Consider the following 12,807-nt stretch of genomic DNA (forward strand, 5'->3'; position numbering starts at 1 on the left):
TCTACTGCAGGTTGTTGGTCCGCTCGAACGACTGCAGGGTGTTTTTCAGCAGCATGGCGATGGTCATGGGGCCGACACCTCCCGGTACGGGAGTTATGGCCGAAGCTAATGCCGAAACGCCGTCGTAATCCACATCGCCCACCAGACGGCTGCCGCTCTTTGTTGTCGGGTCGTCGATCCGGTTGATGCCTACATCGATCACCACCGCTCCGGGCTTGATCATATCGGCGGTAATGAAACCAGCCTTGCCGATGGCAGCGATGAGGATGTCGGCCTGCCGGGTGTAGGAGGGGATGTCCCTGGTGGCTGAATGGCAGATGGTAACGGTGCAGTTTGTTGCGTCGAGTTTCTGCAGCATGAGATTGGCCATCGGTTTTCCGACAATGTTGCTGCGGCCTACCACGACGCAGTGCTTGCCTTTCGTTTCGATGTTGTAGCGGCCAAGCAACTCAAGTATGCCATAGGGGGTACAGCTCACGAAACATTTGTCGAGATGGCCCATGACCAGTCGGCCGAGATTTTCCGGATGGAAGCCGTCCACATCCTTTGCCGGATCGATGGCAAGCGTTACGGCGAACTCGTCGATCTGCTTCGGAAGGGGCTGTTGTACGAGAATGCCGTGCACGTCGGGGTTGTCGTTCAGCTCTTTTATGGCACCGAGCAGCACTTCCTGGGTGGTTGACGCCGGCATCTCTATCACCGTTGAATGCATGCCTGTCTCCATGCACGACTTTGCCTTGTTGCGCACATAGACCTGCGATGCCGGGTCCTCTCCGACAATGATAACGGTCAGTCCCGGAACCTTTCCTGTTGCCGCACGGTGCAGGTCGACGCGGACTTTCAGTTCGTTTTTCAGGTCGCTGGAGACCTTTTTTCCGTCAATAATCAGCATGATGCTCTGGCCTGGTAAGATAGGGTTGAAAAAAAACGTATCGAGAGTGCAAAGAAAGAAAGATATGCTTTCTTCGGCTTTTGCTGAAACCTGTTTTTCCCTTGTGCCGGAAGTTTGCAGAACAGGGCGGATCTGTGTTGGCGGCCCGTTTTTCCAACCTGCACGAAAAATAACCCTACGCTGCGGACTTTTTCTGCATGAACGCCGCCGCCTCACCCTGCATTGCCGATATGGAGCGCCAGGCACTTGCGTCCGGAGGGTCGTTACGGAAGCTCGAAGAGCTGAGGGCATTTCAGGGGAAAGATGAATTTTGCATTGCATGAGAACGGCTTTCCCTGGTTGCGGGTTTTAGAACTCGCCTAAAGTTTCTTAGATTTGCTTCCCCTGATATTCATATCTTTTGAAGGCAGGCGGTTTCTTTTCCGGTCACTAACTTTCAATTCAGGTATGTCGCTTGTTTCCATCGGTAATGTGCTCATCGACCATGAGGTTCTGCAGGCTGAGTTTGCCTGTGACCTGCAGCAGTGCAGGGGAGCCTGCTGTGTCGAAGGTGAACTTGGCGCGCCGCTCGCTCCCGAGGAGGCTACATTGCTTGAGACGGCGCCAGAAGTGCTGGTACGGATGCTGCCTGAAAGGAATGTCCGCTATCTCCGCCGTCATGGTGCAGTGGAGGTCTACAAGGGTACGCAGTATACCCGAACCATCGAGGGGAGGGAGTGCGTCTATACGTTCATGCGTGACGGCATTACCCTCTGTGCCGTCGAGGAGGCTTTTCGCGCAGGTTTTACCGGTTTCGACAAGCCGGTTTCCTGCAGGCTTTTTCCGGTGAGGGTACGCAGAAAATTCGGACTCGATCACCTGGTTTACGAGCAGCACCAGATGTGCCGTCCGGCAAGAAAGCTCGGCAGGGAACGCCGGACAAGACTTGTGGATTATATCAGTAAGGCACTTGAAACGGCTTATGGTACCCGGTGGGTAAGCAGCCTCAAAGCATTTGTTGATTCTTCTCCCAAATCCTGATGCCCGAAATCAAGCTACAACAGCGACAGAAGGCCCTTCTGTCCGCACAGCAGATACTGAGCAGTCAATTACTCCAGCTTCCGCTTATCAACCTTGAACAGAGGATATACGAAGAGCTTCAGGAAAATCCCATGCTCGAGCTTTCCGGTGAGCAGAAGGATACGGCGGGGGACATCACGACCGACGACGACGGCATCTCGGATGACGACATGTTCGATACTCTCGGGCGATTCAGCAAAAGCTCCCTCAAGGAACCGCTGCAGGTTTCTCCGGCAAAGGAGAGTTCCGACGGGCGCCTGAACTTCACCTATGAGAATGCGCCGCAGGAGCGTTTTTTTCAGGCGGTTCAGCACGACAGTTTCGATGAGCAGCTTCTCCATCAACTCGCCCTGCATGAGGGCGTCGGCGAACGGGAGGTGCTTATCGCCATCGAAATTCTCGGTAATCTCGATCCGGACGGCTACCTTACCGAGGAAATCGATACTATTCTTTCCGGCCTCGAGCGGAACGGTATGGAGGTCGAAGAGGAAGAGGTGGAGAGAATCCTCCATAAAATTCAGCTTCTCGATCCCCCCGGGATCGGTGTGCGGGACCTCAGGGAACGGCTGCAGGTGCAATTGAAGCTCAGGGAATCCTCATGCGAACAGGCATGCTACATTCTGGCCGGCAGGATTCTTGCCGGATTTTACGATGATTTTCTCCATAAGCGCTACGACCGTCTGCTGAAAAAACTCGATATTTCCAGAACACAGCTCGACGGGGCCATACAGCTCATCACTTCGCTCGATCCTCATCCCGTTGAAGTATTTCACGACGATGGGGGGCACTATATTACTCCCGATTTCATCGTGACCTACGAAAACGGTGAGCTTACCGCCGTACTCAACGACCGCAGCTCGCTCTCCATAAAGGTAACGGAGCAGTATCAGGGCATTCTGAAAAACCGCAAAGCGCCGAAGGACGAAAAACAGTTCATTCGTTTCAATCTCATGCGGGCAAACGATTTCGCAGCGGCTCTTGCCATCCGCCGTCAGACGCTCCTGAAGGTTATCGAATCGCTCATGAAGGCGCAGTATGCTTTTTTTGTTTCCGGTCCGGAACGTCTTCTGCCGCTCGGCATGAAAGCTATCGCCGGCGATACAGGCCTGGACATATCCACCATCAGCCGTGCGGTAAACGGCAAATACGTACAGACCCGCTTCGGGGTTTTCGAACTTAAATACTTTTTCAGCAGCTCGATTTCCACCGACGAGGGTGACGACATGTCGAGCAAAATCATCCGGCAGCACATTGCCGAACTTGTGAAGGGCGAGGAGTCCCTTCAGCCGCTGAGCGACGACGTCATAACCCGGATACTCACGGAAAAGGGCATCAACATTGCCCGCAGAACGGTTGCAAAATATCGTGAACAAATGCAAATTCCAGTTGCAAGGCTAAGAAAAAAAATATTTTAACAGGTGTTTTCAACTATGGGTCAGCAAACAAAACCCTTGATACGCTCAACGACGGTACTTGGTGTTATCCGGGACGGCAAGGCGGCTCTCGGCAGCGACGGGCAGATGACGCTCGGCAATACAGTACTCAAGCACTCAACACGCAAGATACGGAGCCTTTACCAGGGCAGGATCATAACCGGTTTCGCCGGCGCCACTGCCGATGCCGTAACGCTGCTCGACCGTTTCGAGGAAAAACTCGACGCATACGGCGGCAGGCTCGAACGGGCAGCCGTCGAGCTGGCCCGCGACTGGCGAACCGACAAGTATCTCCGCAGGCTCGAAGCCATGCTCGCCGTGGTGAGCCAGGACAAGGCGCTCATCATTTCAGGAACGGGTGATGTCATCGAACCGGAAGACAGCATCGTGGCTATCGGCAGCGGCAGCATGTACGCGCTTGCCGCTGCCCGCTCGCTCCTCAAGCACACCTCGCTTCCGGCACGCGATATCGTCGAGGAAAGTTTGAAGATTGCTGCCGATATCTGTATCTATACGAACGATCATATTGTTATAGAGGAACTCTGAGCCCCGGCCCGAGTTTCTTGCCGTTTCCTTAGAATTTACAACCATCAGCAATGACCATTCACAGCGACACCGAAGCTGCTGTAATCACAGCGGGGAAGAGTGCTATTGCCGCACACAACCTGACCCCCAACCAGATTGTAGAACTTCTCGACAAATATATCATCGGACAGAAAGATGCCAAGAAGAGCGTGGCCATAGCTCTGCGCAACCGGCTGCGTCGCCAGCATGTCGGTGACGACCTCCGCGAGGAGATCATGCCGAACAACATCATCATGATCGGGCCAACGGGTGTCGGCAAGACCGAAATTGCACGAAGGCTAGCAAAGCTCGCCAAAGCCCCCTTCGTGAAGGTCGAGGCCTCCAAATTCACCGAGGTCGGCTATGTGGGGCGCGACGTGGAGTCGATGATCCGCGACCTGGTCGACCAGTCGGTGGCCATGGTGCGCAGTGAAAAATCCGAAGAGGTGAAAGAAAAGGCCGCCGCGCTCGTCGAGGAGCGTCTGCTTGATATCCTGCTGCCTCCGGCGCCATCTTCTCGCTCCCAGGACGAGGATGAGGCCGAGCAGGACGAACCGGGAACCGCCATTTCGCAGGCCGACGAGAACGACGTTTCAGAGGCACTAAACCGGCGCAGCCGCGAGAAGATGCTGGAACGGCTGCGCAGCGGCCGGATGGAAGACCGGCAGATCGAAATGGATACGGCCAGCGAGAATCCCGGCGGCATGATGCAGATATTCGGCCCGCTCGGACAGATGGAGGAGATCGGCAACATCATGCAGGACCTCATGAGCGGCCTGCCCCGCAAGCGCAAGAAACGCCGCCTTTCGATAGCCGAAGCTCGCAGGATTCTCGAACAGGAGGAGGTGCAGAAGCTCATCGACATGGACGCGGTGGTCAAGGATGCCATCAACAAGGTCGAACAGTCGGGCATCGTCTTCATTGACGAAATCGACAAGATCGCAGCCCCTTCGACAGGGTCCGGCAGCGGTAAGGGCCCCGACGTCAGCAGGGAAGGGGTACAGCGTGATCTTCTGCCCATCGTCGAAGGTTCGAACGTCACTACCAAGTATGGTATCGTCAAGACCGACCATGTGCTTTTCATCGCCTCCGGCGCGTTCCACGTGGCCAAACCCTCCGACCTCATTCCCGAGTTGCAGGGCCGTTTTCCCATCAGGGTCGAACTGAAGAGCCTTACCGAGGACGATTTTTACAAGATCCTCACACAGCCGAAGAATGCGCTCATCAAGCAGTACAGGGCGCTGCTCAGCACAGAAGGTGTGGAGCTGGAGTTTACCGACGGAGCGATTCTTGAAATCGCCAAAACCGCAGCCAAGGTGAACGAAAGCGTTGAAAACATCGGAGCCCGAAGGCTGCATACCATCATGACCAACCTGCTTGAAGAGCTGATGTTCAATATCCCAGAAAGCGTCACGGACGAAAAAGTGGTGATCGACAAGGTCATGGTGCTCGAGAAGCTTTCGGCTGTTGCATCGGATCGTGATCTGAGCCAGTATATTCTTTAAGGGGAACCCCGTCCGCGTTCCCGGACAGCCCTGATTTTCACTCAATTCAGCCGATACGTCTATGAGCACCAGTGCGATTCTTGTACTCAACGGTCCGAACCTGTCGCGGCTCGGCAAGCGGGAACCCGAGGTGTACGGTTCCCGTACGCTCGACGACATCAACCGGGAACTCGCCGAAAGCTTTCCCGGGGTGGCCTTCGACTTCTGCCAGTCGGAAGACGAAGGCGCCCTTATCGAAAAGATCTTCCGGACGGAGGATGGCGGCGACTGCAGGGGAGTTGTGCTCAATGCCGGGGCGCTCACCCACTACTCCATAGCCCTGCGCGACGCTATCAGCGCCGTGAAGTTGCCGGTTGTGGAAGTGCACCTTTCCAACATCTACGCTCGCGAGGCGTTTCGCCGCACCTCGGTGATCTCCGAAGTCTGCCTCGGTGTCATCAGCGGATTTGGCGCCCGGAGCTACCATCTTGGCGTCAGGGCGATTCTGGACAGAGAGTAGTCTCGATTCAGAATTCAGGAGTCGGGAGTCAGCGAATCTGACTTCCGATTTCCTGTTCCTTTCTTCATCACTACTTTTTCCTGGCTCCAGACCCCAATATCCAGACTCCTTTCCCCATACTCCTGTCATCTCACGGCAGTCCCCGTTTTTGTAACTCTTTCCTGTATCAGTCGATTCGGCTTTTGAGGCGCTTCGTACCATCGCGATACAATTCTAATACTTTTTTTATGCCTCATTCAGGCTTGAATGTACTTGATTTAAATTATCAAGACGTTATAAAATAACGGTTTGGACTAAAAAAAACTGTTGGCACGATAATTGTATATCTGCAAGTAAAGCCTCACTGGCGGCGAAGGGCTGAAAAAGGGAAAATCCGCCGGCGGGGACAATCAAAGTCAAGCTGAAAACAAGAGGTTGGTTATGGAACACATTCGAATAAATAACGTGATTGCGGGTGCTTTCCTGGTTATGGGACTGGCCTCATACGGTACTCCTCTCCATGCCGAAGAAGCTGAAAAACCTGCCGATGGCCCAAGTCTTGTTCTTGGCGGAAACGCCTATTACTCGAAGTACAATTTCGACAGGGATCGCGATGAGTCCGACGGAGAGGAGCGTGAAGGTTACTACATCCTTTCGATGCCTGTCAGTCTTAGCTGGAAGCACTACCTGGATGAGAAGACCTTTTTGGCTCCGTACCTGAATTTTACCATGACGCACGATTTTGGAGGCGAGTCATGGAACAGGCATTACTGGAATAACAACCAGATTGTCGGTCTTGGTGTGAAGGTCAGCAGGGAACACTCTTATGCGGACGAAAAGGGCGAATACACGGGAGGGCTCTATACAGCGCTTTTCTCAGAGTACCAGTTTATGACTTCATCCGTCGACCAGGCGAAAAATGAGGTTCCCGAAGGTATTTCGACTGAAAATTTCAAGACAGGTGTCAGCCTCTGGTATGCCCGAAAGAAGCCGATAGCTGAAGGGATTAGGCTCTGGACGGAAGTATGGGGAGAGCTGGCTTACCATTCGACCTATTTCAGCGAAGAGGGAGCCAACAACTATATCATCGGCACCATAGCTCCCAAGGCGGGTCTGAGCTTCGATGTCGGTGATGTGGCCATAGAGCCTTACGTGAAAGCTGAACTGGTCAATGATTTTCTCGAAGAGGAGTGGAACCGGGAGCCCTGGATCAACTACCTGCAGTACGGGCCGGGCGTGAGAATTGCACTGGACAAGTTTCTTCCAGGCAGTTTTTCCGTGTATGCCGAGTATCTGCATGTCGATTATCTGGACAAGAAGCAGGATGTCTCGAACGATATACGCTTCGGCGTGAATTTCTGGATTCCGATTCTCTGAACGGCAAAGACTATTCGCGCGCTCTTGACCGCAACCATTGAAACACCAAAATACAGGAACGATGAACCAGGCAACACTTATCTCCAGCGTCCGCTGTCTTGGCAGCAGAGGGTGCCTGAAAGTGAAAAATCCATCAGGCGTGGCCGTGGTGCTGATTCTGTCGGCTGCAATGTCCCTGATGCTCTGGTATACGTTGCCCGTGTTCATCGACACTCTCAACACCATGCTGTTTGGCAATGAACAGCATTATGTTCTGCATTGGATGCGTCAGCTCCAGCAGATGTTCCTTTCGATCTATGTTTTCGGTTCGCTTTTTCCCTTTCTCTTTTTCACTGGACTTTCCATGCTGCCCCAGGGGGAGAAAAAGGTTAATGCCGGACTTCCTTTCGTTTCAGTCATTATTCCCGCATTCAATGAGGAATCCAATATAGCGCAGTGCATCGAATCGGTGCTCAAGCTCGATTATCCCGCTTACGAGGTCATTATCGTTGATGACGGGTCTCGTGATCTGACCCTGCCGATCATCGAAAACTACGATGTTTCCCTGATCAGGTTGCGTCACAACAGAGGGAAGGTTGCCGCCCTGAACAAGGGAATTGAAAAGGCAAAAGGCGAGATTATTTTTTTCACTGATTCCGACTCGGCTCTTGATTCCATGGCGTTGCGTTACCTTGTCGGTAATTTCAGCGATCCTTCAATCGCGGCCGTTGCAGGAAAGGTTGTACTCAAACGTAATAACAGTTATCTCAAAAGGATGCAGACCCTCGAGTATCTCTACGGACAGGCGGTCATCAAGGAAGCCCAGGTGCGTTCGGGTGATTCGGTCAGCATCTGTCCTGGACCCGCAACGGCATTCCGTCGCAGTGTGCTGCTCGAAACCGGTGGTTACCGGAACAGGACCCTTGCCGAGGATTTCGATATTACCATCGACCTTCTCGAACTTGGCTACAAGGCGGTTTACGAGCCCCGGGCTATCTCCTATACAACAGCCATGACCACATGGAACGGCCTTAAAAAGCAGCGTATCCGCTGGTCGAGAGGTCACCTGCAGGTTTATCGCGAACACCATGCGACCCTGTTCACCGGGGCGACCGGTTCCATCAGCATGTTCTGGCTTCCCTATTCGCTTTTTATCGGGTATGGCGGTGCATTTCTGGAAATGATTTTTCTTGCGATCTATCCGTTTATCGTCATGCTCTCGCCAATGCCGCTGACTTTTCTCAAGCTTGGTCTGACCTATATCATCGTCATGGAAGTCATCAACGCCCTGCAGGGAATCGTTCCCCTGATTCAGTCAGGGAAGCTCTCTGTCTCGCTTGTTCTTTCATCGTTCATGACTCAGCCATACCGCGTGTTTTTAAGCTATACGCGCATCCTGGCTTTTTCGCATGAAATGCAGAATCGAAAAAATGTCTGGTAACCCCTATTCCGGAGCGGAATCATGAAAACCATCATAATAACCATAGCAATCCTCATGGCGGTATGCTTTCCAACGGCACCTGCGGAGGCCCGGCCGGTGCCGGTCATGCTCTCTTTCGATACGGAACGTAATGAGGATGTTTCGGCACTCAGAAGGCTTGACCTGCGTGTCCCGGCAACCTATTTCATTACCGGGCAGTTTGCCGAACAGAACCGGGAGTTTGTCGCAGAGCTTTCACGGGGCGGCAACACCATCGGCTCGCACTCCCATTCGCATCCGCACCTCACCCAGCTCGACGCGCAAGCGCTCGAATATGAAATGCGAAAGGCAAAACAGGCGCTGGAATCGATTACCGGCAAGCCTGCGCTCTGGTTCCGTGCTCCCTATATGGAGTACAACGAACAGGTCATGAAGAGCCTGAAGAAGATGGGCTTTGTTTACGACAGTTCCGATCAGGACCGCTGGCAACGTCAGGACGTGCTCTACGAGGTTCCGATTTCCAGTTTCATGAACGGCACCATGATCGCTTCTGATTACGATATGCTTTACAGGCACAATGCAACGGCAGCTGAATTCGAAGGATGGCTCAAGGCTCTTTACCGCGAAAAAGCCGGGCTCGGTCAGCCTGTTATGATTCTCCTGCATCCGAGAATGGCCGTCAAGTACCCTGAAGTCCTGCGGTCATTTGTGACATTTGTCACCAAAGAGGGCGGCTCGTTCGTCTCCGCCGATACCTGGATGTCATCGGTCGATGCCCACAAACCGAAACGCTATTCGGTATGGGTCGATTTCTCTTCCGGAAGCCACAATGCCGAGGCCATTGCCCGCAATCTTTCAGGACTTGGGGCTACCGACGTTTTTCTCATGGCCAGGGACACTAAAGGCAACAGCTACTTTGGGCCGGAAGGCGTTGGCGATGACCTTTTCGGAAAAACCCTTGCATTGCTCAAAAGCAGGGGGATGCGGGTACATGCATGGATTCCTGCGCTTGCCGATGCATCAGCCTTGCGCAGTCATCCGGAGTGGGCAATGATATCGCAGAATGGAACCCGTTCGGCAATCTGGCTTTCGCCCTCCCATCCGGAAGTTGCCGCCCATACGGCCGAAACCGTCAGAGAGCTTCTGAAAAGCTACCGGCTTGACGGCATCCATCTCGATGATCTTCGCTATCCGGACATCAATCACGATTACTCGCAGACTGCCGTCAGGGATTTTGCAGCGGATAACAAGCTGTCGAGCCTTCCCGGCGTTGCGGAGCTGATCAGCAGCCGTTACACGGCCTGGACCAACTGGAGAGCCGGAGAGATAGCAGCATTTGCCTCAAAGATCAGGGATGTCGTAAAAAAAGAGGGCGGAAACGTCGAGTTTTCCGCAGCTCTTTCCGGCAGCGCTTCGGTTTCGTACCGTGAGGCTGAACTTTCGGGACAGGATATAGCCGTGCTTTCTCGTCATCTCGACCTGCTCGTTCCGGTCGCTATCTACGCCCGGGAGGCGTACGACGAAGACAGGATATCCCACATCGCACTCTCGATCCGCAACCGGGCCGGAGAGCGGCCGGTCATGACCAAACTCCAGTTTGACGCCAGCGGCAAATGGAGCGATGAACGCTTTTCGAAGGCTCTTGCAGGTGCAGCGTCAGGAAGTGATGGTATCGGAATTGCAGACTATCGCCTGCTGACCGAAGCGGGCGGTTCGAAAATGACGGACGAAAGCCTTGAACTGCTCAGAAAGGTATTCGGCGGCCGTCAGCTCTCATCCATAGAGCCCAGGGCCTCTCTCGGCAGTATTGTTGTGCCCCAGTTGCCCATGATGTCGGCTATTTTCATGCTGGTGCTGCTTTTCGTCATGAATTTCGTGGCTATACCGGTATTCGGCAGGCATGCTCACGCTCACACTCGGGAGTTGAGTATCTCGGCTCCGGTTTCAGAAAAAACGTGGCAGGAGATCGATGCCGCAATCGTGAACGGGTCGCTCGACGGTCCCGCCGCCGAAAGGCTTTCGGGCATACTTCACCAGTACGACGCCCGAAAGGTTCAGCAGAACAGGATCGCTCTGGTGCTTGATGCGATCAGTCGTTCAAATGACCCTGTTCCGGAGCTTTACCGTGTCCTGAATCATTCGCAAGAATGGAAGGCGCTGGCGCTCAAGTATTTTCACGAAGTTTGCCTGCTCGGCTATGCAGATATCGAAGAACATGTCGTAAGGCTTACGCCGTCGGGACAGGCCATGCTTTCCAGGGCCATAGAGGGGGGATTTGAGAGAGAACAGTGGATCTTCGTCGAGAAGCGTCTGCATGAAACCGTTGCCCTCCAGTGTCCGCATTGCGGCTCGGAAAATTTGACCCATTTCTTCTGGAACTCCTTCGAGTGCAGCGGCTGCGGGAAGAAGGTGCAGATGGGTCACGTTCATCATATCTTCGTCAGGGATGCAGAGGAGAGTAGCACCTATACCGGCAGCATCGACTTTTACTGAACGTTTTATGCAATAATTCCTTCAGGGGAAGAGGCATTCGCCCTCTTCCCCTTTTTTTTGGGTCTGCTGAATTTCCTATATTGGTGTTGTTTTTCCTGAAAAAGGCTTTATTACCGGTTCAAAACAGCTCTCTTTCCGGGGCAAGCCGCAAGAACCTTTCCGAAACACCATGCAGCTCAATTTTCTTGTTGCCAATGTCAGGATTGCCGTTGTCGCGGCGCTGGCCGTTTTTTTCTGCCATATGCCTTTTCAACGTGAGGGGATTGCGGAGGAGTTACGGATGAAAGTCTGGAAAAAATACGGTAAAACCAGGCTGTTCAGTATTGCCGAAAGCCGTGCGTATTGCTACGTCACGGATTTTATGAGCATTGATGCCGATGGCGCTCCAAACGCCTATCATCCCGAAAATACCGGTCTCGACCATCTCCGCCATGCAGGCTATCCCGGCACCTCATGGTGGAAAACCGTGCTGGTCACCGATCCCGGAAATCCCGACCGTCCCTTCGTCATGGCCTCGGGACGTTATTCGGGCTACTACCTTTCCATGACAGCCCTGAAAGACCCCGCCCGACCGGTTACCGATCCGGCGCGTTACGTCGATGCCTCGCGTGTACCTTATGTGGTTTTTCCTGTCACCTTCAGTGCTCTGAATGGGGTAGGTTCGCTTGGTGATATCGGTATCGCCGTCAATCTTTCCACCGGAGAGAGTTCTCCCTTCGTGGTCGGCGATCTCGGGCCGCGCAACCATCCGCTCGGGGAGGTCTCAATCCGTCTGGCAGAGCGCCTTGGCGGCCGCGAAGTATCTGCGCGTACCGGCCCGAAGGAGCCGCTCGGCGAGATTCTCTATATCGTTTTTCCCGGTTCCGGAGAGCGATATCCCTGGCCGCAGAGCCCGAAGAATGTCGAACGCATCGCCCTGGAGCTGCTCGCTTCGATCGGGGGGGCAGAGGCAGTTTTAGCCTCCGTCGGACGGCCTTCCGCTTTTGCTTCAGCCGTTCCGTCGAAGGAGCGTTCGAAGCAGCTGTGAACGAGCTTTTCGGAACTCTTTTTTTGAAAAGCTTTCTACATGGGTATGAAGTGGAGCCCATTGAGCAGACAAAAAGAGGTCAAGTTTAAGGTGGCAATCCACCGGTTACTTATGCAGATTCCTCTGCTGCTCTGTAGTCTCCGATGACCCTTCGGAGGCACTTTTTTTGAGAGAACCTTTCAACAATGCGAGCACCGCCACCTGTTGCACTTTCATATACCTTGGCCGGGGTTTTCTACCCCAGCGACTGATGGGGCTGCCGGGTATTGTTAAAAACGAAAATATTCCGTTAATCCCCGCATCAATTCGACCGCCGTCTCATAGCCTTTCAGATACAGCTCTTCTTGTTTGACGTTCCGCCATAGCCGTTCGACGAAGATATTGTCCAGCGCCCGACCCCGGCCAGCCATACTGATGCGGATACCATGGTTCTTGAGCACACCGGTAAACGCTTCGCTGGTGTACTGGGTACCCTGATCGGTGTTGAAGATTTCCGGCATTCCGTACTTGCGGATAGCTTCTTCCAGACAATCAACACAGAAGCTGCTATCCAGGGAATTCGAAAGCCTCCATGCCAGCA

At 53.6% G+C, this 12,807-nt stretch carries 11 protein-coding genes and 1 pseudogene; 10 read left to right on the forward strand and 2 right to left on the reverse strand.

Annotation, left to right across the window (positions count from 1 at the left end):
* Nucleotide 1 precedes the first annotated feature (1 nt).
* Nucleotides 2–892 (reverse strand): bifunctional methylenetetrahydrofolate dehydrogenase/methenyltetrahydrofolate cyclohydrolase FolD, encoded by an 891-nt coding sequence (gene folD, locus K9G39_RS09940; protein WP_292004771.1) that lies wholly within the window; start codon nt 890–892, stop codon nt 2–4.
* A 197-nt stretch (nt 893–1,089) separates the two neighbouring features.
* Between folD and K9G39_RS09945 the strand changes: the two genes are divergently transcribed.
* The 10 genes from K9G39_RS09945 to K9G39_RS09990 all read left to right on the forward strand — a co-directional run bounded on the left by K9G39_RS09945 (nt 1,090) and on the right by K9G39_RS09990 (nt 12,227).
* Nucleotides 1,090–1,215: a hypothetical protein gene (locus tag K9G39_RS09945; protein ID WP_292004772.1), complete on the forward strand. Its 126-nt coding sequence runs from the start codon at nt 1,090–1,092 to the stop codon at nt 1,213–1,215.
* Between the two features lie 124 nt (nt 1,216–1,339).
* Nucleotides 1,340–1,912, forward strand: a complete 573-nt coding sequence (locus tag K9G39_RS09950) for a DUF3109 family protein (RefSeq protein ID WP_292004773.1) — start codon at nt 1,340–1,342, stop codon at nt 1,910–1,912.
* A complete protein-coding gene (gene rpoN / locus K9G39_RS09955) occupies nt 1,912–3,366 on the forward strand; it encodes an RNA polymerase factor sigma-54 (protein ID WP_292004774.1) in 1,455 nt (484 codons plus the stop codon). The genes K9G39_RS09950 and rpoN overlap by 1 nt, the downstream gene beginning before the upstream one ends.
* 15 nt (nt 3,367–3,381) lie before the next feature.
* The gene (gene hslV, locus K9G39_RS09960; RefSeq protein WP_292004775.1) at nt 3,382–3,930 is read left to right on the forward strand and encodes an ATP-dependent protease subunit HslV; all 549 of its coding nucleotides are present in this window, start codon (nt 3,382–3,384) and stop codon (nt 3,928–3,930) included.
* Between the two features lie 50 nt (nt 3,931–3,980).
* Nucleotides 3,981–5,453, forward strand: a complete 1,473-nt coding sequence (gene hslU / locus K9G39_RS09965) for an ATP-dependent protease ATPase subunit HslU (protein ID WP_292004776.1) — start codon at nt 3,981–3,983, stop codon at nt 5,451–5,453.
* Between the two features lie 61 nt (nt 5,454–5,514).
* Nucleotides 5,515–5,952 (forward strand): type II 3-dehydroquinate dehydratase, encoded by a 438-nt coding sequence (gene aroQ / locus K9G39_RS09970; protein WP_292004777.1) that lies wholly within the window; start codon nt 5,515–5,517, stop codon nt 5,950–5,952.
* A 420-nt stretch (nt 5,953–6,372) separates the two neighbouring features.
* On the forward strand, nt 6,373–7,308 hold the full coding sequence (locus tag K9G39_RS09975) for a hypothetical protein (protein ID WP_292004778.1): 936 nt from the start codon (nt 6,373–6,375) through the stop codon (nt 7,306–7,308).
* A gap of 61 nt (nt 7,309–7,369) precedes the next feature.
* Entirely contained in the window at nt 7,370–8,728 is a 1,359-nt protein-coding gene (locus K9G39_RS09980) for a glycosyltransferase (RefSeq protein WP_292004779.1), read from the forward strand.
* A 21-nt stretch (nt 8,729–8,749) separates the two neighbouring features.
* A complete protein-coding gene (locus K9G39_RS09985; RefSeq protein WP_292004780.1) occupies nt 8,750–11,200 on the forward strand; it encodes a polysaccharide deacetylase family protein in 2,451 nt (816 codons plus the stop codon).
* Between the two features lie 169 nt (nt 11,201–11,369).
* Nucleotides 11,370–12,227, forward strand: a complete 858-nt coding sequence (locus tag K9G39_RS09990; RefSeq protein WP_292004781.1) for a glycoside hydrolase family 75 protein — start codon at nt 11,370–11,372, stop codon at nt 12,225–12,227.
* A 109-nt stretch (nt 12,228–12,336) separates the two neighbouring features.
* Here the strand turns inward: K9G39_RS09990 and K9G39_RS09995 are convergent.
* A pseudogene (locus K9G39_RS09995) lies at nt 12,337–12,807 on the reverse strand (integrase core domain-containing protein); the annotation flags it as partial.

The sequence above is a fragment of the Chlorobium sp. genome, assembly GCF_021740465.1.
In the GTDB taxonomy this organism is placed as follows: Bacteria; Bacteroidota; Chlorobiia; order Chlorobiales; family Chlorobiaceae; genus Chlorobium.